The organism is Pseudomonas sp. L-22-4S-12 (genome assembly GCF_009799935.1).
In the GTDB taxonomy this organism is placed as follows: Bacteria; Pseudomonadota; Gammaproteobacteria; order Pseudomonadales; family Pseudomonadaceae; genus Aquipseudomonas.
This window is the reverse complement of sequence record NZ_WELL01000001.1, coordinates 1,266,686-1,289,694: the sequence shown is the minus strand read 5'-3', so window position 1 is coordinate 1,289,694 and position 23,009 is coordinate 1,266,686. Positions and strand designations below refer to the sequence as shown.

The 23,009-nt window shown below is 68.8% G+C and carries 12 protein-coding genes; 3 read left to right on the top strand and 9 right to left on the bottom strand.

What is annotated here, in order from left to right; genetic code table 11:
- Positions 1-41 precede the first annotated feature (41 nt).
- From F3I16_RS05805 to F3I16_RS05780, 6 genes are read right to left on the bottom strand one after another with little or no spacing between them, the layout of a single operon-like run.
- Entirely contained in the window at positions 42-830 is a 789-nt protein-coding gene (locus tag F3I16_RS05805; protein WP_160492754.1) for a YfaP family protein, read from the bottom strand.
- 5 nt (positions 831-835) lie between these two features.
- A complete protein-coding gene (locus F3I16_RS05800) occupies positions 836-2,485 on the bottom strand; it encodes a DUF2300 domain-containing protein (RefSeq protein ID WP_160492753.1) in 1,650 nt (549 codons plus the stop codon).
- Between the two features lie 3 nt (positions 2,486-2,488).
- Positions 2,489-7,033 carry an alpha-2-macroglobulin gene (locus tag F3I16_RS05795; RefSeq protein ID WP_372239601.1) on the bottom strand — a complete coding sequence of 1,515 codons (4,545 nt, stop codon included), beginning with the start codon at positions 7,031-7,033 and terminating at the stop codon, positions 2,489-2,491.
- 17 nt (positions 7,034-7,050) lie between these two features.
- Complete coding sequence (locus F3I16_RS05790; RefSeq protein ID WP_160492751.1) at positions 7,051-7,713, bottom strand: DUF1175 domain-containing protein; 663 nt, start codon at positions 7,711-7,713, stop codon at positions 7,051-7,053.
- On the bottom strand, positions 7,683-9,500 hold the full coding sequence (locus F3I16_RS05785) for a DUF2138 domain-containing protein (RefSeq protein ID WP_160492750.1): 1,818 nt from the start codon (positions 9,498-9,500) through the stop codon (positions 7,683-7,685). The genes F3I16_RS05790 and F3I16_RS05785 overlap by 31 nt, the downstream gene beginning before the upstream one ends.
- Before the next feature lie 37 nt (positions 9,501-9,537).
- A complete protein-coding gene (locus F3I16_RS05780; protein WP_160492749.1) occupies positions 9,538-10,326 on the bottom strand; it encodes a YfaP family protein in 789 nt (262 codons plus the stop codon).
- Between the two features lie 315 nt (positions 10,327-10,641).
- Here F3I16_RS05780 and F3I16_RS05775 point away from each other — a divergent pair, with 315 nt between their 5' ends.
- Both F3I16_RS05775 and pbpC read left to right on the top strand, forming a co-directional pair.
- A complete protein-coding gene (locus F3I16_RS05775; protein WP_160492748.1) occupies positions 10,642-16,491 on the top strand; it encodes an alpha-2-macroglobulin in 5,850 nt (1,949 codons plus the stop codon).
- 43 nt (positions 16,492-16,534) lie between these two features.
- Positions 16,535-18,838 carry a penicillin-binding protein 1C gene (pbpC, locus tag F3I16_RS05770; protein WP_160492747.1) on the top strand — a complete coding sequence of 768 codons (2,304 nt, stop codon included), beginning with the start codon at positions 16,535-16,537 and terminating at the stop codon, positions 18,836-18,838.
- Between the two features lie 104 nt (positions 18,839-18,942).
- Here pbpC and F3I16_RS05765 read toward each other — a convergent pair whose 3' ends face one another.
- From F3I16_RS05765 to F3I16_RS05755, 3 genes are all read right to left on the bottom strand, one after another.
- Positions 18,943-19,884, bottom strand: a complete 942-nt coding sequence (locus F3I16_RS05765; RefSeq protein WP_160492746.1) for an AEC family transporter — start codon at positions 19,882-19,884, stop codon at positions 18,943-18,945.
- A gap of 189 nt (positions 19,885-20,073) precedes the next feature.
- A complete protein-coding gene (locus F3I16_RS05760) occupies positions 20,074-20,634 on the bottom strand; it encodes a response regulator transcription factor (protein ID WP_160492745.1) in 561 nt (186 codons plus the stop codon).
- Positions 20,627-21,904 carry an ATP-binding protein gene (locus F3I16_RS05755; protein ID WP_160492744.1) on the bottom strand — a complete coding sequence of 426 codons (1,278 nt, stop codon included), beginning with the start codon at positions 21,902-21,904 and terminating at the stop codon, positions 20,627-20,629. Before F3I16_RS05755 ends, F3I16_RS05760 begins: the two co-directional genes overlap by 8 nt.
- A gap of 180 nt (positions 21,905-22,084) precedes the next feature.
- On the opposite strand from F3I16_RS05755, the gene F3I16_RS05750 reads away from it, so the two are divergent.
- On the top strand, positions 22,085-22,798 hold the full coding sequence (locus F3I16_RS05750) for an SIMPL domain-containing protein (RefSeq protein WP_160492743.1): 714 nt from the start codon (positions 22,085-22,087) through the stop codon (positions 22,796-22,798).
- Positions 22,799-23,009 lie beyond the last annotated feature (211 nt).

Sequence of the window (23,009 nt, the reverse complement as noted above, 5' to 3'; positions counted from 1 at the left end):
CAACCGCAACCTACCCGCAACCTACCCCTTACCTGCCGGGCTTACGGATAGCTGAACCGCTTGACCAGGGTCAGCTCTCCCGGTGCGCGCATCGGTACCAGGAAGGACTCCTGCTTCTCGTTCGGCGTTCCCTCCTCGCTGATCAGGGTGATCTGCGCGGTGGTCAGGTCGACCGCGGCGTTGCCCTCGCTGTTGTAGCCGCCGCCGAAATAGTTGACGTAGACCAGGTACTGGCCCTTGAGCGGGGTCGGCGAGGCGATCATTTCCGGGCCGTAGCCGGTGGTCACGTCGACATCCAGCGCCGCGCCGTTGGCCAGCGAGCGCTCGCCGTACCAGACATGCCCGCCGTCGGGCGTCACCAGGTGCAGGTCGAGGTCGGTGTTGTCGCTGTCCCAGGACAGCAGCACGCGCAGCTTGGCCGGCGTCTCGCCGCGGCCCTGGTTGTAGAACTGCACGCGGCGGGTCTGCTGGCCATCCGGGCTGCGCACCTCGACATTGTTGCTGCCGGACGGGAACACGAACGGCCGGTCGAAACGACCGTCTTCCTGCACCTTGAGCGGCATGCTGACGCCATTGACGATCAGCCGCGCCGGCGCGCCCTCGACCTTGGCCATATTCTTGATCTGGCCGAGGATGCGCGCGGTATCGGCCTGATCCGGCGCGCTGCTGACCGAGGAGGCCGGGTAATTGACCTCCTGAATGAAATGCGCGCCATCGCCGCTGCCCTGGCGCCAGCCGGCGCGCGGGGTGTCCAGTTGGATCTCGGCAAGGGCGCCGACCGGCAAGAGGCTGGCCAGAAGCAGCGCGACGGGGTGCAGGCGAAGAGTCATGGGGTCTATTCCAGCAGCAGATGGCGGGCGAGGCCTTCGATGTAGGTTTCGTCCTGGCCGTTGGGGTGTGCCTCGAAGGCCAGGTGCAGGTATTCGTGAGTCAGGTCGAGGCGGTCCTGCAGGCTGAACAGGCCGCGCACGAAGATCCGCCGACGCTCGCGGTCGACATGCGGGTTGCCGCTCTGCAGGCGACACACGGCGAACTGCGCCACCTCGCCGTAGCCGGGTTCGCCCTCCAGGCGCGTGCGCCACTGGCGGCGCTGGCCGTGCAGCCAATCCTCGGCGGCCGGCAGCGCCTGGCAGGCGGCCAGCGGCTTGTCCCAGCGGCTCAGGCTAGCGCGCGGAAAGGCGCGGGCGAGGATGGCGTCGTAGCGCAGGCCGGCATTGGCCTGTTCGACGGCCACCTGCCAGGCCAGGCGCTCGGGACCCGGCAGGTCGGAGTGGTAGGTGACCCTGCTGCCGGCCAGCACCAGGTCGGCGGTCCAGGCGGCGATGGCGCGCGCCGCGGCCGAAGCCGGACGCGGGGCGACCCGCTGACTGGCGCTGCTGTCGCGGATCGCCAGGCACTCGCCGCGGCGTTCGGCGTTCTGCAGCAGGTAGCTGCGGATGGTCACGGCCAGGGCCTTGGCCGCCTCGACCGGCTGCGCGGCGGCTTCGCGATCGAGAACGCGGGCCACGTAGTCCTCGCGCGGCAGCTGGGCGGTGAGCTGCAGCGCATCGCCACCGCCATGCAGGAACAGCTCGCCGGCGCTCTCGATCGGCAGGCGATTGCCGTTGGCGAACAGCACCTCGTAGCGCCCGCGCAGGGCGCCGGCCGGCGCGAGCGCGCCATCGTCCAGACGGCGCACCTGGCGCAACGGGTAACGAGCGAACAGCTCGACCTCGACGCAGCCGCCCGGCTCCGCCGGCCAGGCCGTCGGCAAGGCCTGGCCCAGCGCCTCGGCATAGCCCTGCAGGAGGATCTGGCTGGTGCCCGGGCCGCCCAGCCACAGCGGCGTGCCGTCGGCCAGCCAGCCGGCGAAACCACCCTGGCGCGCCCGAGCATCGCCATCGGCCAGCCAGCTCCAGGTCTTCACCCGCAAGCGCCCGCCCAGCGCGCCGAGCACATTGCCGTCCGCCGCGCGCAGCGGCACGTCGAGCAACACCCGACGCGCCTCGGCCTGGGCCGGCAGACGCGCCAGCACCTCAAGCAGTTCGCCGACCGCCACCCGCCGCTGCGGCTGCAGGCCGTCCAGGTCGTGCAGCCAGGCCGGCGCTGCCTGCGCCTGCCAGTAGCGTTGCCACTCGCCGGCCTGCAGCCCCAGGTGCGCCGGGGCGAAATACAGGCCGCAGGACTGCGCCAGTGCCTGCTCGCGATCGATGCGCTCGCCGGGGTTGCAGCAATAGACTTCGTCGCGGTCCTGGCCGGTACAGACGTAGCCGGGGTCCGGCAGTTGCCTGTCGACCTGGTAGGCGTAGACGAACAGCTTCCACAGGCTGCCCAGCGGCGTATCCAGCTGCGCCGGCAGCGCCGTGCGCGCCAGCACCTGCTGGCGATCCAGCTGCAGCAGCTGGTTGCCCTGGGCCGTATGCAGGGCCAGCTGCACGGGCGCCGGCGCCTGCCCCGCTTGCGCGAGCAGGGGCAACAGCAGCGCCAACCAGCCGACCTTGCGCATGCCTCAGTCGACCTTCAGCGCGGCCAGGGCCGGGTTGGCCTCGACCGCCTGCTGCTGCGGGTCGTACATGCGCACATAGCGCGCCGGCGGCAGGTTGAACTGGCCCTTCTGCGAGAAGCGCACCAGGTGGCGCAACGTGACAGTGCCCTGCAGGCTGTCGACCGGCACCGCATAGAGCATCTGCCCCGCTTCGTGGCGCGCCTTCTCCAGCGGCGCGGCCTCTGCCGAACCCAGGCCGCTGACCTGAATGCCCCAGGTGGTGCGTTCGACATCGGCGCCCGGCGGCAGCGGCACTTCCAGCAGGCCGTAGCGATAGGCCTGCTGCTCGTCGCCACCGGCCAGGGTCACCTCGTCGAGGTACAGCTCGTCGCTGGACAGCGGGCCATCGCCGACCTCCTCGACGCTGAAGCTGAAGGCCTCCTCGCCCGGCACCAGGCGCAGCAGACGGCGGCTGAGCCTGACGTCCAGATTGCCGGTCGGTGCCGCGGCGCTGGTGAAACTCAGGGTCGCCGCCAGCGGGCGCGCCTGGTCGGTCGGCAGGCTCAGCGCCTGCGGCGGTTCGCTGCCCTGCCATTGCCACCAGGTTTCGCCGGTGGCGCCCTGCTGGGCCAGCCAACCGGCACCCGGCGACGGCACCACGGGCGGAGCGCTCTGCTCCACCCGACGCTGCAGCCAGGTCAGTGCCAGCGCCCGTTCCAGGGTGGCCTGTGCCGGAGTCAGGCGCTGCAGCAGGGCATTGACCTGCAGCGGGTCGAGCGGGCCGCGCGACAGGCGCACGGCATCGGCGAACGGATGGGTACTCGTCGCCACCCGCTGGCGGGCGCCGTCCAGGCCGGCGGCGAAGGCCGCCGGCAGGGCGACCTTGTGCGCCGCCGCCAGGTCCGCGGCGATCACCCGCGCCAGCGCCAGGCCGAGTTGCGAGCCCGGCGCGGCCATCACCTGGCTGCTCAGGCCATCGTCGGCCAGGGTCACGTCGTCGCCTTCACCGGCGCCGCCGAGATCGGCCAGCAGGCCCTGCAGCAGGGTGTTCAGCGGCAGCTGCATCTCGCCGGCGAACTCGAGGATTAGCGCGCGCTGCAGCAGCGGCGTGTTGCCGGCCTGCTTGGCGTAGACCTCCAGCACGCGCTGCCAGTGTTCCGGCGGCAGGCTGATGTGCAGCGCGCGGCTGGCGTGCCAGTCGGCGTAGTAGGCATAGGCGGTGAGGAAGGCATCCGCCTCGCCCTCCTCGCCCCACCAGGTGAAGCCGGCTTCCGGGCCGGCCATCTGCACCAGGCGCAGGCGGCTGTTCTGCATGATCAGGCGCAGGCGTTCGCCGATGCGCGCCTCGCCCTTGGCCAGGCTCGGGTAGGCCAGGCTCAGCGGCAGCAGACGGCTGGCGGTCTGCTCGACGCAGCCGTAGGGGTATTCCAGCAGGTCGTCGAGGGCCGCGCGGAACAGCGCCTGCGAGCTGTCGTCCAGCCGCAGGCGGATGCTGCCGGCATCGGCCGGCAGGCTCAGGGCATTGCTGCCGGCAGCGAGGCTGAGGTTCTGCGTGTGCTGGCTCTGCCAGCCGGCGCCGGCCACGCGCAGGCGGATGCCGAGGGCGTCCACCGGCTTGCCGTCCTGCACCAGCTCGGCGCTCCACTCGCCGGCCTGCAGGGCGGTCGGCGGCAACGCCAGGTAGTTGATGCCCTTCGCCAGCTCCACCTCGCGGCGCTGTTCCTGGCCGGCATAGCGGGTCACCAGTTCGGCCCTGGCCTCCTCCTCGCCCTGGTTGAAGGCGAACAGGCCCAGCTGCGGCTGATCGCCGGCACGGAACAGGCTCGGCCCGCTCCATTTCAGGTACAGCGGCTTCTCGGAACGGATGAACTGCTTCTTCTGCCCCACTTCGCCGGCCTCGTTGACCGCGCGCACGGTGATGCGCCAGCGGGTCAGCGAGTCGGGCATGCGGAAGCTGAAGCGCGCCTTGCCCTCGGCGTCGGTGACCAGGTCCGGCTGCCAGGCGGCAGTGTCGACTTCCTCGCGGCGCGGCCGCTCCAGCACCTTGACCCCGCGCTCGCTGCGGTTGGCGCGCCCTGGCGCGCTCGGGTTGCCGGGCAGGGCCACGTCGTAGCTGATAAAGGCCAGGCTGGCGCTGGTGCGCACGTTGTTGCGCCGCGGGTGGTAGAAGAACTGGTCGATGCCCGGGGCGATTTCCGGCTGCAGGGCGTAGATCATCTCGTCCACCACGCTGACGGTCAGGCGCGTGGCCGCCGGCTTGCCCTGGAACCGGGTGGCCAGCTCGACGGTCACCGTCTCGCCCGGCTGGTAGCGCTCCTTGTCGGTGCTCACGGCGATTTCCACCTGCGGCTTGGCCACCTTGATCCCGGCGTTCTGGAAGCTGTAGTCGCCGCCCTTGGTGTAGAGCACGGAGAAGGTCAGGTTGGGTGCGAAGTGCTCGCCCACCGCAATCTGCGCGCGGTACTGGGTATCGTTGAGCTTCTCCAGCTTGAGCCAGTCGCCGCCGCTGGACAGCAGCGCGGTGGCTTCGACCCGGTCGCGCTCCAGGGTCAGCAGCGCGTCGCCGACCGGTTCGGGGAAGGTGATCAGCGCCAGGGCCTCCTCGCCGGCCTGGTACTGGTCCTGGTCGAACACCACTTCGACGGTGCCGGCCACCGCCTTGACCCCGTCGCCGCTGACCGCGTGGCCGGTGGCGCCGAGGATCAGGCCGTGGTCGTCCTTGAGGGTGATGCTGTAGGTGCCGGGGCGCGCGAAGGTCAGGCTGAAGCCCTGCGCATCGTCATCCAGGCTGCCACCGTCCTGGCTCTGGTCTTCCAGGCGCACCCACTCGTAGCGGGCCGGCTTGAGCCGGGTCGGCCGCTCGCTGCGGTAGCTGAACGGCACCGCCTCGCCCGCCGCGCTGAAGCGCTGCGGCGCCTCCAGGCGGTAACGCGCGGCACCGCGCTCGATGAGGATTTCCTTGCTGACCTTGACCCGGTAGGCGGCACCGTCGCTGGCGAACACGGTGAGCAGGTAGCGGCTCGGCTTGTCCGCGGCCGGCAGTTCGAGGACGGCACGGCCCTGGTCGTCGGTGGTCAGCTCGCTGCTGGAGAGCTCGACCGGGAACTGGCCGAGGTACTGCAGTTCGTTGTCGATCATCGACAGCTGCTGGGCACGCAGGCTCAGTTGCAGGCGCGCATTCTGCACCGGCTTGCCGTCCGGGTAGAGCAGCACCAGGTTGCCGCTGACCTTCTCGCCGGTGCGGAAGTCCGGCTTGCTCAGGTCGAGGGCGATCTCGAAGTGCGGCTTGATGTAGTCGGCGACGCGGAAGGCGCTGCTGTACAGCTGGTCGCGGTAGCTGAAGCGCAGCTCGTAGCCGCCGGCCACGGCATTGTCCGGCAGCTGGAAGCGGCCCTGGGTGCCGGCCTTGCTGTCGAGCGCCAGGTCGAGGTTGTGCAGCACGCTGCCGGTGGCATCCAGCACGCTGAGCTTGAGCGGCGCGGCCTGGGCGGCCACCGAGTCGCGGGCGTTCTTGAACTCGCGGCCGACTATCTTCACCTCCACCCAGTCGCCGGGGCGGTACAGCGGCCGGTCGGTGAAGGCGTACAGCTTGGTGTCGTAGATCTCGCTGTCGTAATAGAAGTTCTCGGAGACGAACACCCCGCCTTCACCGTCCTCGCCGAGCACGTAGGAACGCTCCGGGCTGGCGTGCTGCAGGCGCAGCAGGCCCTGGGCATCGGTGCTGCCGCTGCTCATCACGCCCAGGCCGTCGCTCCACAGCACCTTGGCCCCGGCCACCGCACTGCCTTCGTGCTTGCGCGCGGTCCACACCAGCAGCTCGCCGCCGGCGATCTTGCTCACGGCCACGGTATTGGAGACGAACACCAGGGTGGTCGCGCGGAACTTGCCGACCAGCGCCTCGACCAGGTACAGCCCCGGCTTGAGCTTGCCCAGGGGGATATAGACGTTGCCCGGATTGACGCTGACGAAGGAACTGGAGGAACCGGCCAGCTCCACGCCCTTGGGCGGCTGGATCGGCTTGGCATCCCACAGCGGGTAGCGGAACTGCGCGATCAGCGGCAGACCCTTGATCGGGGCGAACTGCGGCTGGGCCTCGAACGGCGTGGGCGCCCTGATCGCGTCGCCCATCTTCAGCTCCGGCGCCTCCGCGGTGACCTGCTTGCGCGACTCGTAGGAGAACGCGCGCTGCATCACCCGCCGCGACTTGCGGTACCAGCTGTCCCACAGGTAGCTCAGGGTATTGGACAGGCCCTCGCCCTTGAACTCGCCCTCGGCCACCACCCGGTGCAGGTTCTTCTGCCGCTTGAGGAACTCCAGCGGCTGCTCGATGCGGTACACGCGCATGTCCACCCCGCCGTAGGGCTCCATGGTGTAACGGCGGTAGTCGCGCCCGGGCGCCTCCAGGCGTACCTGGGCCACTTCGTCGGTGGCGAAGCTGGAATCGGCGAGGAGGAAGAACGACTGCCCGGCCACCGGCGAGTAACCGCTGGGCTCCACGCTGTCGTCGGCCTGGGCGAGGCCCAGCGGCAACAGGCTGGCGAGCACGGCCAGCAGGGCCAGACGGGGCAGGCCCAACGCACGCGTCTTCATCGACTGAGAAAGTGCAGCCGATAGACGCCGATAAAATTGGGGTTGGATTCGTCGGGTATCCATCGGGTGTCCTTCCATGTCATGAGTTGTTGCAGGCTCACCGAGCGCATGCCGTTGTCTGTCGGGGTGGTGGTGCCAGTGTGATAGGCGATGTTGCGGCCCATCCAGATCATCAGGTGCTGGTCGTCACCCTGGTCGAAGAAGATCAGGTCGCCGGGGCGCGCCTGGTTGAGGTCGCGGCCGAGGAACTGGCTGTTGTACTGGATCAGCTTGATCGCGTTGACGTAGGGACCGACCTGGCCGCCGCCCTGCTGCCACTGCTGGGCCAGCTGGCGCTGCTCCGCGCTCAGCGCCAGTTCCGGCGGCAGGTAGCGGTTGGACAGGCCGTTGGCATGCAGCCACTTGGCGTCGTGCACCTTGAGCGCCTCGTTGGCGGCGAAGCGCACCAGGCCGGCGCAGTCCTGCTGCTGCCAGCGCGGACTGGGGCCCTGGCGCAACTGCTCCTGGGCGATACGCACGAACCAGGCACGGAACACCTGGGACTGCTGCGGATCGAGCCCCGCCGGCGCAGCCTGCAGCAACGGGCTGCACAGCAGCAGCCCGGCCAAGGCGCCGCGCAGCAGGGTTCTCACAGGGCGCGCCACTGCAGCGGAAGCCATTGCCAGGCGCTATCCGGCTCGCTGCCGGCCGGCAGGGTCAGGGCGTACTTGCCGTGCTGAGCCAGGGCGCGCAGCTTGGGCAGCAGGTTGCTCTGCGCGGCGTTGCGGAACACCGGCTCCAGGTCTTCCGGCAGGCTGTCGAGGGTTTCCCGCTCCAGCAGCGCGGCCAGCGGCTCCGGCGCCAGGTAGGCCGGCACCAGGGCGTCCCTGGGCAGCACGTCGGCCAGCGGCGGGAAGCGCTGGTCCAGGGTCTGCAGGCCCTTGTCGACCAGGCGGTCGTCCAGCGAGAACAGCAGGTGGTTGCCGTGCCGCGCCAGGCTGACGCGGAAGAAGCCTCGGCTGGCCAGCGCCTCGGGCTTGCCGGCCTGGCTGGCACGGTACTGGCCGAAGTTGGAGCCGACCTCGCGCTGCCACTGGCGCAGGGCGCCCTGCTCGCTGCTGGTGACCGGGAAGGCGCCATCCTCGGCATAGGGCTCCCAGGCGCCGATCAGCGTGCCGAACAGGCGGCCGAGCTCGGCGTCGGTCGCGGCGCTGGCCGGCGCCTTGAGCGTGCCGACCAGCAGCGGCGAGTGCAGGCGCGACTCGGCGTACCAGCACAGCCCGGCCGTGCCGCTGAGCTGGCCACTCAACTGGGCAGCCGCCTTGGCCTCGGCACCGACCTTGCCCAGCAGGCGCTCGGCCATGCCCGGCGCCACCGGCAGCGCCACACAAGCGCTGGCGCCCATGGGCATAGCCTGCCACACCGGGCTGAAATCGAAGGCGGCCGGCTGCTCCACCTCGTCCAGGGCCAGGAAGCTCTGCCAGCCCTGCGCGCCCATCTCGAAGCGCAGCCCGGCGAAGGCCGGAATGAAGCGCTGGTAGCCGAGGGAGAGGAAGTCCGCACCGAGGGTGATGCGCTGGCTCAACTGCTCGCGCGGCTCCAGGCCGAAACTGTCGGGGAACGGATGCTGGCCGGCGAGCAGGGCTTCCACGGTCTGCGCGGAAACCTGCGCCAGCAGCGGACCGCTCGGCTCGGCGACAGCTTCGTCAGCAGGCGTCGCCGTTTCCGGGTCCACGGCGGCCACCTCGGCGTCGTCATCCGCACTCACCGCCGCGGCCTGGGCCACAGCCGGCGGCTCGGGAGCGAACAGCATGTCGGCGCTGGACAGCAGCAACAGCTGATCGCCATGGGAAGCGAGCAGCACGGAGCGGTCGCTGTTGTAGCGCAGGCGGTAGAAGGGCACCGCGGCGCCATCGACGCTGAACTCGCCGGCCTGGCTCAGCTGGCTATCGTCCAGCGCCACCTTGGCCAGCGGCTCCAGGGCCTTGGCCAGGCCGCCGCGCTCGATCACCACCAGGAAGTGCCTGAGACGGCCGCCGGCATCGCGCCACAGGGCGACCTCGGCCGGCTGGTCGAGCAACTCGTCGAGCAGGTTGTCGCGCAGCTGCAGCTCGTGCTCGTAGATGATCCGCCGCAGGCTGCCGGTCAGGCCGAGGCGGTCGGCGTTGGCCTCGTAGTAGAACACCAGGTCCTCGGTCAGGCTGTCGCGCAGCAGCGGCACGCTGAGCAGGTCCTTGGGCAGGCGGCTCAGCGAGGCGCTCTCGATCAGCACGTCGGGGCGTGCCAGATCCAGGCCCAGCAGGTTCTCCTCGCCCAGCTCGCGCGCCGGCTGCTGCCCCTGCCACAGCCAGCCGAAGAGCCCGGCTGCCGCCACCGGCACGGCCACGCCCAGGGCGATCAGCAGCGGACGCAGGCGCCGGGCGGGTGGCGGGCTGGCACTGGCGACGGGTGCGGTGTTCTCGCTCATGTATGGAAACCCCGATTCATCCCTGCACAGGGAACATTCAATAGTTGAAGGACTTGATCAGCAGCAGATCGCCGATGGTGCGCAGCGGCACCACGAACGTCTCGCGCTTCTCGTTGACGGTGTTCTCGTTGAACACCAGGCTGATTTGCGAGGTGATTACCTCGTTCTGGTTGCTGCCGGCCTGGAAGTTGTAGCCCTGGCTGTTCAGGTTGCCCCAGTAGTTCACGTAGATCAGGTAGGTGCCGTGCAGCGGCGCGGTCATGCTGAACATCTCGGGGCCGGGGCCGTCGACGCTGTCGACATCCAGGCCGCCGCCATTGCTCATCACCGGATCGGCCCAGAAGGCATGCTGGCCGTCGGGGGTGACCACGTGCAGGTCGAGCTCGGCCTTGGGGTCGTCCCAGCCGAGGACGATGCGCACCCGCGCCGGGGTCTTCTGGGTATTGGCTTCATAGAACTGCACGCGGCGCAGCGGCTGACCATCGGCGCGCAGCTCGACGCTGTTGGAACCGGCGCCGAAGTTGTAGGGCCGGGCGAACCGCCCTTCGGCGTCGGTGTAGAGAGGCAGCGGGTTGCCATTGACCGCCAGCACATGGGGCTGGCGCAGGCCCTGGGTACCGGCGAGCCGGCCTTCGATCATGCTGCGATTGCGCTGCGCGCCGCGATCGATCGGCGGCGTCGGGTAGGCCACGCGCGCCTGCTCCGTACGGTCGAGCAGGCCGGAATAACGCCAGCCCGCCGCCGGCCCTTCGAGGCTGGCGGAAGGTTCTGCCAAAACCGCCGACGCCGGCAGCGTCAGGCATAGCAGCAACAACGGGGGGCGCATGATTAATCCTTTAATGGCGCTGAATCGCCAAGGCTAGCGACTGGCAAGGCGACTGACAATCGGTAGCTGCCGCAACAGTCAGGAGTTTGGTAGCCAGTCACATTCGGACGGCACCCGCAGCCCGCCTCCTGTCACGGCGCACGCTGGCGCCGCAGGGGCCTGGAACGAGCGTGACGCACCTCTCAATTCAATCGAATTCAGTTTCCCTGCCCGGCGCTGCCACAGGGCCGGCAAGCGCATAATCCGCACCGCGATTGCCACCGGCCTCACCCCCCGCGGACGCAAGGTCCGCACCTTCATGTTGCAGGGATGCATATGCTCGCTTCGCTCAAATCGGCTTGCCGCCGCATTTTCGCCGTTTTCGCCTTCGTCATCCTCGGCATCCTGCGCCTGGCGCGCTGGCTGCTGGGCGCCCTGGTGGGCAGCTGGCAGCCGCCGTTGTGGCTGCGCAAGCTGTGGCAGGGCCTGTGCGCCTGCGGCCGCTGGCTGCGCGCGCGACCCAGGCAGACGGCCGCAGCCCTGGCGCTGCTGGCCCTGCTCGGCGGTGCCGGCGCCTATGCCTGGCACTGGTACCAGAACCTGCCGGTGCCGCATACGGTGGCCTACTCGGTGAAGAAGCCGGTGCTGACCAACTACCAGCACGAGCCGATCATTATCGACAGCCTGTGGATCAACTTCGCTGAATCCGCCGCGCCGCTGGAGGCCATCGGCAAGGAGGTCAAACAAGGCATTCGTCTGCAACCGGAAGCCAAAGGCACCTGGCGCTGGGCCAGCGACCGCAGCCTGATGTTCACCCCGGCCAGCGACTGGCTGATCGACCAGGACTACAAGGTGGCCCTGGAGCCGGAAGGCCTGCTCGCCGACGGCGTGCTGCTCGGTCAGTACGAGTTCGACTTCCGTACCCAGCCGTTCAGCGCCAGCCTGGCCAGCCGCGAGCTGTACCAGGACCCGGTGGTGCCGAGCCTGAAGAAGCTGGTGGCCACCTTCAACTTCTCCCACCCGGTGGACGAAGAGTCCTTCCGCCAGGGCGTCGCGATCAACCTGGATCGTGGCCTGGAATACCGCGACAAGGATGTACCGCCGACCCCGGAAATCCGCTTCAGCAAGAACAAGCTCAGCGCCTACGTACACTCCGCACCGCTGGCCACCCCGCTGGAAAGCAGCAGCGTGAGCCTGGTCGTGGACAAGGGCATCCGGGCCCGCGACGGCGGCAACGCCAGCGACCAGCCGCTGCAGACCACCGTCAGCGTGCCGGGGCGCTATCGCCTGAGCTTCAGCGCCGGCAATGTCCAGTTCGTCGACAACGACCGTGGCGAGCTGGAACCGGTACTGATGTTCAGCAGCTCCAGCGCCGTGGCCGACGAGGCCATCGCCAGGCAGGTGCAGGCCTGGCTGCTGCCCGAGCGCGACCCGCAAGGCAACGCATACTGGGACGAGTCAGAGGTCGACGAAAAGACCCTGGCCAAGGCCGAACGCCTGCAACTGACCCACATCCCCAGCATCGAGCCACTGAACAGCCTGCACGCCTTCAAGTTCAAGGCCGCGCCGGGGCGCTTCCTTTATGTGAAGGTGGCGGCCAAGGTCGAGGCGGTCGGTGGTTACCTGGCCAAGGACCCGACCTACAGCCTGCTGCAGATGCCCAAGTACCCGCGCGCCCTGGCCTTCCTTTCCGAAGGCGCCCTGCTCAGCCTGAATGGCGAGAAGCAGCTGGGCATCCTCGGTCGCGGCGTGCCCGGCGCCCAGGTGGAAATCTCGCGCCTGCTGCCCAACCAGTTGCACCATCTGGTCGACCAGAACTATGGCAGCTTCACCCGCCCGGAGATCAGCAACGGTTACTTCGATCGCATGGTCGAACGCATGGCGGTCAAGCTGCCACTGGACGCCGGCGACCCGGCCAAGACCCAGTACAGCCATGTCGACCTGGCGCCCTACCTGAATGCCGACGGCGGCCGTCGCGGCATCTTCGTGATCAAGCTCAGCTCCGAGGATGATCCGAGCCAGGACACCTTCGACTATTACTACGACGACAACCCGACCCGCGACCTGCGCTTCGTGGTGGTCACCGACCTGGGCATCATCGCCAAACGCAGCAGCGATGGCAGCCACGACCTCTTCGTCCAGTCGCTCAGCCAGGGCGGCGCGGTGGCCGGTGCCGAAGTCGAGATCATCGGCCGCAACGGCCTGCCGGTGGCCACCGCCTACACCGACCTCAACGGCCAGGCGCATTTCGCCAAGCTCGACGAGTTGCGCCGCGAGAAGACCCCGCTGATGTACGTGGTCAACCATGGCAACGACCAGTCGTTCCTGCCGGTAGCGCGCAGCCAGCACCGCCTCGACCTGTCGCGCTTCGATATCGGCGGCCAGTACGAGGCCGGCGCGCCGGATCGTCTCGGCGCCTACCTGTTCAGCGACCGCGGCCTGTACCGCCCGGGCGAGACCGCGCACCTGGGCATGATCGTCCGCACCGCCAACTGGAGCGGCCAGCTGCAAGGCCTGCCGGTCGAGCTGGACGTGCGCGACCCGCGCGGGCAGAGCGTGCTGCGTCAGCAGCTGAAACTGTCCAGCAGCGGCTTCGAGAGCCTCGACTTCCACAGCAGCGAAGCGGCGCCGGCCGGCACCTACACCGCCAGCCTCAGCCTGATCGACGAGGAAAATCGGCGCACCGAACTGGGCAGCGTCGACTTCAAGGTGCGTGACTTCGAGCCGGACCGCATGAAGGTCAGCGCCACCCTGGCCAAGACGCCGGTCAAGGGCTGGATCGCCCCCGCGCAGGTCGAGGCCAAGGTCAAGGCCATGCACCTGTTCGGCGCGCCGGCCTCGGCGCGCCGGGTCACCGCCGAGATGACCCTGTCGCCGGCCTATGCCGCCTTCGACGGCTATGCCGACTACCGTTTCCGTCTGAACAACTCGCTCAGCGAAAGCAGCACGGAGGAACTGCCGGAAGCGCAGACCGACGACAACGGCGAAACCCTGCACGACCTCAAGCTGGATCGCTACACCGCCAGCACCTACCGCCTCAGCCTGCTGGCGCGGGTGTTCGAGGCCGAGGGCGGACGCAATGTCGCCGCCCAGAGCAGCCTGATGGTGTCGTCCGCGCCCTGGCTGGTCGGGGTCAAGAGCGTCGACGCGCTGAGCTACGTGAGCAAGGCCGCCCAGCGCGAGATCGAGTGGCTGGCCATCGGCCCGGACCTCAAGCCGCTGGCGGTGGACGGCCTGTCCACCGAGCTGGTCGAGCACCGCTACGTCTCGGTACTGGTCAAGCAGTCCAACGGCACCTACAAGTACCAGTCGCGAATCAAGAACATCCCGCTCGGTAGCCAGCCGCTGGCGATTGCCGCCGCCGGCAGCAAGCAGCGGCTCAACACCAGCGAGCCCGGCGACTACACCCTGACCCTCAAGGCCGCCGACGGCACGCCGCTGAACCAGGTCGACTACAGCGTCGCCGGCCAGGGCAACGCCAGCCGCTCGCTGGAACGCAACGCCGAACTGCAGCTGCGCCTGGACCAGGACAGCTACGCCCAGGGCGGCGAGATCGAGATCAGCATCCGCGCGCCCTACACCGGCGCCGGGTTGATCACCATCGAGCGCGACAAGGTCTACGCCCACCAGTGGTTCAAGGCCGACAGCACCAGCAGCGTGCAGCGCATCCGTCTGCCCGCCGAGCTGGAAGGCAACGCCTACGTCAACGTGCAGTTCGTCCGCGACAGCGCCTCGCCCGAGGTCTACATGAGCCCGCTGTCCTATGGCGCCGCGGCCTTGCGCATCGACCTCGACGCGCGGCGCATCCCGCTGCAACTGCAGGCCGCCGAGCATATCGAGCCGGGGCAGACACTCGACATCAACGTGCGCAGCGACCGCCCAGGCCGCGCGGTGATCTACGCGGTGGACGAAGGCATCCTGCAGGTGGCGCGCTACAAGGCGCCCGACCCGCTGGCGCAGTTCTTCCAGAAACGCGCCCTGGAAGTGGAAACCAGCCAGATCCTCGACCTGCTGCTGCCCGAGTTCAGCCGCCTGCTGCAGGCCGCAGCGGTCGGTGGTGACGGCGAAGACCTGCTCGGCGCCCACCTCAACCCGTTCAAGCGCAAGCGCAAGCCGCCGGTGGCCTACTGGTCCGGCCTGGTCGACCTGCAGCCCGGCGACAACCACTTCAGCTACCCGGTGCCGGACTACTTCAACGGCAAGCTGCACCTGTTCGCCGTAGCCGTGGACGATGCCCGCATCGGCGTGGTCGAGGGCGCTACCGAGGTACGTGGGCCGCTGGTGATCACCCCCAACGTGCCGGCCTTCGTCGCCCCGGGCGATGTGTTCAAGGTCAGCGCCGGGGTATTCAGCAACCTGGAGCAGCCGGCCACGGTCAAGGTCAGCGTGGAGACCAGCGCCGGCCTCAAGGTGCAGGCCATCAGCCAGGCCGAGCTGCAATTGGCGCCGCGCAAGGAAGGCGTGGTGGAGATCGACCTGCTGGCCCTGGAAGCCCTCGGCTCGGCCGATCTCAACTTCGTCGCCACCCTGCCCGACGGCAAGCGCGTGCAAATCGGCGAAACCACCTCGGTGCGCCCACTGGTGGAACGCCGCGTGGCGCTGACCCTGGGCCGCAGCGAGGACTCCAGCGGCGAAGTGCAGATCAGCCGCGACCTCTACCCGCAGCTGCGCAACGTGCGCTTCGGCGCCGCCGGCTCGCCGCTGGTGTGGGCCGACGGCCTGCAGAGCTACTTGGCCGACTACGGCTACAGCTGCACGGAGCAGCTGGTGTCCAAGGCCATGCCGGCGCTGGTCTGGGGCAGCTCGGCGGCTGGCGTCGACGAGGCCGCCCTGCCGGCCTTCGACAACGCGGTGCGCATCCTGCGTTCGCGGCAGAACCTGGAAGGCGGCTTCGGTCTGTGGGCGGCCAACCCGCAGGTGGTGCCGTTCGCCAGCCTGTACGCCAGCGACTTCCTGATCGAGGCCAAGGAACGCAACTACCCGGTACCGGGCGACCTGCTCAACCGCGCCAACGCCTACCTGTCGCAAGTGGCCAATGGCCCCAGCGAAGGCCTCGGCGAGCTGCGTGACCGCGCCTACGCCGCCTACCTGCTGACCCGCCAGGGCGTGGTCACCAGCGGCGCCCTGGCCGATATCCGCGAGCGCTACGAGACCTACCACAGCCAGAACTGGCAACAGGACATCGGCGCTGCGTACCTGGCCGCCAGCTACAAGCTGCTCAAGCAGGACAAGCAGGCCGACAAGCTGTTCGGCGAGCAGCAGTGGCGCACCCTGGAGAAGAACTGGAGCAGCTACGGCCTGTACTACGACCCGCTGGTGCATGACGCCGAGCACCTGCGCCTGCTCAGCAAGCACTTCCCCGGCGAGCTGGACGAAGTACCAGTGAAACTGCTCGACAGCCTCGGCGAGCGTCTCAGCGAACAGCGCTACAACTCGCTCTCCGCCGCCCTGCTGCTGCGCGCCCTGGACAGCTACGGCGAGCGCGCCGAAGTCGGTCTCAACCTCAAGGTCAGCGCCTGGCTGGGCAAGCAGGGCGAGCAGCCGCTGGAACTGAGCGGCAAGCCGCCAGTCAGCGAGGTGCCGATCGCGGCGAAGATGCTCCTGCTGCGCAAGGACAGCGACGCACCGGTGTTCTACATGCTCAGCGAAGCCGGCTACGACCGCGGCGCACCGAACAAGGTGATTGCCGACGGCCTGGAAGTGACCCACGAGTACACCGACCTGGATGGCGAGCCCGTGGATCAGGTCAAGGTCGGCGACGAGTTCTTCGTGCGCCTGCGCCTGCGCGCCAAGGACTTCGACCAGGTACAGCAGGTGGCCGTGGTCGACCTGCTGCCGGGCGGCACCGAGCCGGTGTACAACCAGCCGGCCGCGGTGACAGAAAGTGCCGACGAGGAGTCGTCCGAGGAGGAATACAGCGAGGAAGGCGAATACGCAGAACCGAGCTGGCAGCCGCCGGTCGGTGAAAGCGCACTGAGCGACTGGAACCCGGACTTCGCCGACGTGCGCGACGACCGCGTGGTGCTCTACGGCACCGTGTACCGCGACGCCGCCACCTTCGTCTACCGCGTACGCGCCACCAACGCCGGCACCTTCGGCACGCCGCCGGCCTACGCCGAAGGCATGTACGACACCAGCCAGCAGGCGCGTGGCAAGGCCGGCAAGCTGACCATCGTCAAACCCTGAACCCACGGCCCTCTCCCCAGAGGGCCGTTTTCGTTGAAACGCCATGTCACGACTGAAACGCTGCCTGTTTGGCCTCGGTCTCTTCGCCCTGCTGCTCCTGGCCCTGCGCCTGTGGCCGCACGCGCCGCTGCGCGAGGCGGCGCCGCTGTCGCGCCTGGTGCTGGCGGAGGACGGCGAGCTGCTACGCATGACCCTGGCCAGCGACGGCCAGTACCGCCTGTGGCAGCCGCTGGAGCGCATCGCCCCGGCGATGATCGACGCCCTGCTGCTCAAGGAGGACCGCCACTTCTACCGTCACCCCGGCGTCGATCCGACGGCGCTGCTGCGCGCCACCCTGGCCACCTACGGCGGCGGCATGCGCCAGGGCGGCTCGACCCTGAGCATGCAGCTGGCGCGGCGGTTGTATGGCCTCAACTCGCGGCAGATCCCCGGCAAGTTGCAGCAGATCGCCCTGGCCCTGTGGCTGGAAGCACGCCACAGCAAGCACGACATCCTGGAGGCCTACCTCAACCTGGCGCCCATGGGCGGCAATATCGAGGGAGTCGAGGCCGCCAGCCGCATCTACTTCGCCAAGTCCGCCGAGCAGCTGTCGCTCAGCGAGGCCCTGGCCCTGGCGGTGATTCCCCAGCAGCCGGGGCGCGGCCAGTTCGGCCCGTCGCAGCAGAAGGCCCGCCTGCAACTGATGGCCCAATGGCGCAGCGAGCATGCCGACGACCCGCGCAATGACGGCCTACTGCAACTGCCGCTGCAGGCACGCACCCGCCAGCAGCTGCCATTCCGCGCGCCGCACCTGAGCGAACAGCTGCTGGCCAGCCACACCGGCGCCGAGCTGCACAGTACCCTCGACCTGCGCCTGCAGACCCGCTTGGAAAAGCTCATCGAGCAGTTCGTCAGCGACCACCGCCGCCAGGGCGTGCGCAACGCGACGGCAATCCTGGTGGACAGCCGCGACCAGGCGGTGAAGGCGCTGGTCGGTTCGGCCGACTACTTCGATGCGGGCATCCACGGCCAGGTCAACGGCGTACAGTCGCGCCGCTCGCCGGGCTCGACGCTGAAGCCGCTGCTCTATGCCTTGGCCCTGGACCAGGGCCTGATCCAGCCGATGAGCATCATCAAGGACGCGCCCAGCGCCTTTGGTGACTTCCAGCCGGAGAACTTCGACGGCAAGTTCGCCGGCCCGCTGACCGCCCAGGATGCGCTGATCCGCAGCCGCAACGTGCCGGCCGTGTGGCTGGCCAGCCAACTGGATAAACCATCACTGCACGGCCTGCTGCAGCGCGCCGGCATCCAGCACCTGCGCGAGGAGGAGTTCTACGGCCTGGCCCTGGCCCTCGGCGGCGGCGAGATGACCCCGGCCGAGCTGGCCAAGCTGTACCTGCTGCTGGCCGGCGACGGCCGCCTGCGTCCACTGCGCTGGACCCGCGAAGACCGCAGCGAACCAGGCGCGCAGCTGCTGTCGCCGCAGGCCACTTTCATGGTGCGCGACATGCTCCGGCATAACCCGCGCCCGGACGGCCTGCCAGCCGATGCACGCGGGCGCAACTGGCCGGTGGCCTGGAAGACCGGCACCTCCTGGGGCTTCCACGATGCCTGGAGCGCGGGGCTGGTCGGCCCCTACGTGCTGGTGGTGTGGGTGGGCAACTTCGACGCCACGGCCAACCCGGCCTTCGTCGGCATCAAGACCGCCGCGCCGCTGTTCTTCCGCATCGCCGACGCCCTGCCGCTGGCCCTGCCCGAGGTCCAGGCGACCGTCGACCGGCCACCGCCGGGACTGACCCGGGTCGAGGTCTGCGCCGCCTCCGGCGAGCTGCCCAACCGCTGGTGCCCACAGACGCGCAAGACCTGGTACATCCCCGGCGTATCGCCGATTCGCGTGTCGGATCTGCATCGCCCGGTGCTGGTTGACCGGCTGACCGGCAAGGCCGCCTGCCCGCCGTTCGACCCGGCGACCAGCGAACTGCAGGTCTTCGAATTCTGGCCGTCCGAGCTGCAGCGCCTGTTCACCGCCGCCGGCCTGCCACGGCGCACCCCACCGGACGCCCAGCGCGACTGCCAGGTGCAGGCGGCGGTCAATCTGCAGGAAGTGCCACGCATCACCTCGCCACTGACCCAGGTGACCTACAGCCTGCGCCTGTCGCAACCGCAGGAGAGCATCGCCCTGAGCGCCAACGCCGCCAGCGATGCGCGCCGGCTGTACTGGTTCGCCGACCACACCCTGCTCGGCCAGGGCACGCCGCAAAGCGCCCTGCAATGGCGCCCCGAGCGCTCCGGGCAGTACCAGATCCGCGTCAGCGACGACCAGGGCCGCAGCGCCAGCCGCGCCTTGCGCGTGGAATTCCTGCCGTAGGTTGGGTTGAGCGCAGCGAAGCCCAACATCAGGAAGCTCAGACCAGCACGCAGCCGGAGTCAGCCTAGCCCGTTGGGCTTCGTCGCAGAGCTCCTCAACCCAACCTACATCCAGCCGCCCGCCTGGAGAATCAGCAAGCCGAGGTTGGTGCTGACCACCGCCGCCAGGGTGGTGATGACGATGATCGACGCCGCCAGTTCGTGGTTGCCGCCGCTGGCCTTGGCCATGACGAAGCTGGCCGCCGCCGTGGGGCTGGCGAAATACAGGAAGAGGATGCCCAGTTCGGCATTGCGAAAACCGCAGAAGAACGCGCCGAGGGTCGCCAGCAACGGCAGCCAGAGCATCTTCCACAGGCTGGCACTGAGGGCCAGGCCGCTGCCCTGGCGCAGCGAGGCCAGCGACAGGGTGCCGCCGATGCAGATCAGCGCCAGCGGCAGGGTCATGCTGGCGAAGTAGTCGCCGGAGGTGAGCAGCCAGGCCGGCAATTTGACCTGCCAGTAGGCGAACGGAATCGCCGCCAGCACGCCGAGGATCAGCGGGTTGCGCAGGATGCTCTTGCCGATGCTCCACACGTCGGCCTTGGCATGCGGGCTGTAGATGGCCAGGACGATGGCCGACAGGCTGTTGTACGAGAGGATCACCACCCCGCCGAGGATGCCGCCCAGCGACAGGCCGTAGTCGCCGTACAGGCTGGTGGCCAGCGCCAGGCCGACGATGCCGTTGTTGCCGCGAAAGGCGCCCTGGGTATACACGCCGCGCTCCTCGCGCGGGATGCGCAGGATCGCCCAGCCCCAGACCAGCAGAAAGCCCAGCAGCGTGGCCAGCAGGAAGTAGCCGAGCAGCGCCGGCTGCAGCGCGGTGCTCAGGTCGGCCTGCAGGATGGCGAGGAACAGCATCACCGGCATGGTGCCCTTGAACACCAGGGCCGAAGCGGTATCGATGAAGCCCGCGTCGATCCAGCCCAGGCGCTTGAGGCCCACGCCGAGGAACAGCATGGCAAACACCGGGGCGGTGACGGCGAGGGTCTGCTGGACAACGGCGAGCATGGCGGTCCCGGCTAACTAGGTAGGGGGCTAATGATACCCGCAGCGAACGGCGAAAAGCTTTCGCCAGCCTTTCAGACCCTGGGTTCCTGGCTCCAGGGCTGCAAATCCGTAGGAGCGGCTTCAGCCGTGAAACAGGTGCTCAGGCCGTGAGGTCCTTCGCGGCTAGGCCGCCCCCACTCAAGAGGAGGCTCAGCGGCGTACCGGACGTTTCTGCAGTTTGCGCTGCAAGGTGCGCCGGTGCATGCCCAGGGCGCGGGCGGTGGCGGAGATATTGCCCTCGTGCTCGGCCAGCACGCGCTGGATGTGCTCCCACTGCAGGCGGTCCACCGACATCGGGTTTTCCGGTACCAGGGTGTCCAGGTCGGCATGCTCGGAGAGCAGCGCGGTGAGCACGTCGTCGGCGTCGGCCGGCTTGCACAGGTAGTTGGTGGCGCCGCGCTTGATCGCCTCCACGGCGGTGGCGATGCTCGAATAGCCGGTGAGGATCACCACGCGCATTTCCGCATCCAGTTCCAGCAGCTTGGGCAGCAGCACCAGGCCGGAGTCGCCCTCCATCTTCAGGTCGACCACGGCGTAGTCCGGCAGGTCTTCCTTGGCCAGGGCCAGGCCTTCCTCGGCCGAGTTGGCCACGCTGACGCGCAGGCCGCGACGATCCATGGCCCGCGCCATGACGCGGGTGAAGGTGGCGTCGTCGTCCACCAGCAACAGGTGCGGTTGCTCTTCGCCGTCGATCAGGGGTTCGTCACTCATGTTCATCTCCGGGGGCCAGTCTGGGCAGGCGTAGCTCGGTCAGCGTACCGCCGTCTTCATGGTTGTACAGTTTCACCGACCCGCCGGCTCGCGTCACGCTGGCCTGGCTGAGGAACAGGCCGAGGCCGAAGCCCTTGCCCTTGGTGGTGAAGAAGGGTTTGCCGAGCTGCTCGGCAATCGCCAGCGGCACGCCGGCACCGTGGTCGCGGATGCTCAGGACGATCCACAGGTGGTCCCAGTCCAGGCGGATATCCAGCTTGTCCGGGCAGGCATCGGCGGCGTTGTTCAGCAGGTTGAGCAGGGCCTGGGTCAGGTCGGCCGGTGGCAGCAGGCGCGGCACGGCGGCCAGGCCCAGGCACTGATAGCGGTAGGTGGCTTCCGGGCGCATCAGGTGCCAGCGGTTGAGGGTCGCCTCCAGCCACTGCACGGCGCTCTGCTCGGCCACGGCCTGGCGGCGGTCGGCCTCGGCGGCGCGCACCAGGTGCTGCAGGGTTTCCTTGCACAGCTTGACCTGCTCCTGGAGCAGCGCCAGATCGTCCTGCAGGGCCGGCTTGTCGCGGTACTCCTGGCGCAGCTCCTTGAGCAGCACGCTGATGGTCGCCAGCGGCGTGCCCAGCTCGTGGGCGGCACCGGCGGCCTGGGTGGCCACGGCGAGCAGTTGCTGGTCGCGCATGCCCTCCTCGCGGCGCAGCGCCTGCAGCTCGTCCTGGCGGCGCAGGGCACCGGCCATCTTGACCACGAAGAAGGTGATGAAGGCCGCCGACAGGGCGAAGTTCAGCCACATGCCGAACAGGTGCAGGCTGATCAGCATGGTCTCGTGCTGCAGGTTGTTCAGGTGCAGCGGGTGGTACCAGATCAGCAGCGCGGTATAGCCGCTCAGCGCCAGGCCGCCGAGCACCATGGAGTAGAACCAGGGCAGGGTCGCCGCGGCGATGGTCAGCGGCACTAGGTAGTAGGAGACGAAGGGATTGGTCGAACCGCCGGAGAAATACAGCAGTACGCTGTGGATGACCAGGTCGCAGGCCAGCTGCACCGTGTATTCCAGCTCGGTCACCGGCCACGGCCCGCGCAGGCGCAGGGCGGTGAGCAGGCACAGCACCAGGGAAATGCCGAGGGTGACGCTCAGCGCCAGCCAGGGCAGCGGCAGCAGGTCGGACAGGTAGGCGATGCCCACCGAACCGGCCTGGGCGGCAAGCACCAGCAGGCGGATCAGGGTCAGGCGCCAGAGGTTCTGCCGGCTGGCGGAAAACAGTTGGACAGTCGCGTACATGGCGGCTCCGGTGAATTGCGGCGAGTATAACCACCACCCGCCCCCGCCCGCCCGCCTGCGGCAACTCGCCGCAGGTTCGGAGGCCAGGCCGGGCACCTTACACCGCCGATGCAACCTCGGTTAACCCGAGTGGTCAGAAGGCAACGTCTACCCTAGGACAATCCAGCACAAGGAGTTCCCATGCACGCGCTCAACCGCATCGCCGCCACCCTGGTGTTCGGCGTCATCGCCCTGACCAGCCTGTCGACCCAGGCCGAGGAGGCCCGCTACAACCAGGTCGCCCTGCGCGCCGAAGTCGGCCAGGAAGTGGCCCACGACCGCATGTTCGTGACCCTCTACAGCGAGGCCCAGGACAGGGACCCGGGCAAGCTGGCCGCGGCCATCACCACCACCCTGAACCAGGCCGTCGAGCAGGCGCGCCGGGTCAAGGGCGTCAAGGTCAGCCTGGGCAGCCGGCACAGCTACCCGGTATACGAGGATGAAGGCAAGAAGATCAGCGCCTGGCGCGAACGCGCCGAAGTGCGCCTGGAAAGCGCCGACTTCGCGCCCCTGGCGCAACTCAGCGCCGACCTGCTCGGCGAGCTGAAGATGGCCGAGATGAGCTTCGCCGTGGCCGACGAGACCCGGCAGAAAAGCGAAGATGCGCTGATCAAGGAAGCCGTGGCCGCCTTCAAGGCCCGCGCCCAGCTGGCCACCGCGGCGGTGGGCGGCAAGGGCTACAAGCTGGTCAGCCTCAACCTCAACAGTGGCGGCTTCCAGCCGGTGCAGCCGATGCGCGCCATGGCCATGGACAGCGGCAGCTTCAGCAAGAGCGCCCCGACGCAACAGATCGAGGCCGGCAGCAGCAAGGTGAGCATGGCTGCCGATGGGGTAATCGAGGTACAGATGCCCTGAGCCTGTGCACGAGCCGTTACCTGCGGTGACTACCCCAGGTAGCGGCCAGCCACCGCCAACCCCGCCCGACTTGCAGAATTGCGACAAGCCCTTACAGCTTCCCCACCTCTTCTACACTGATCTCGGCTTAACGTTGCTGCCCGGCATATGCCGTGCATGGTTTCGCGCAAGGCGTCCACAAGATGCCCCCTCACGATGACAACAACCACAA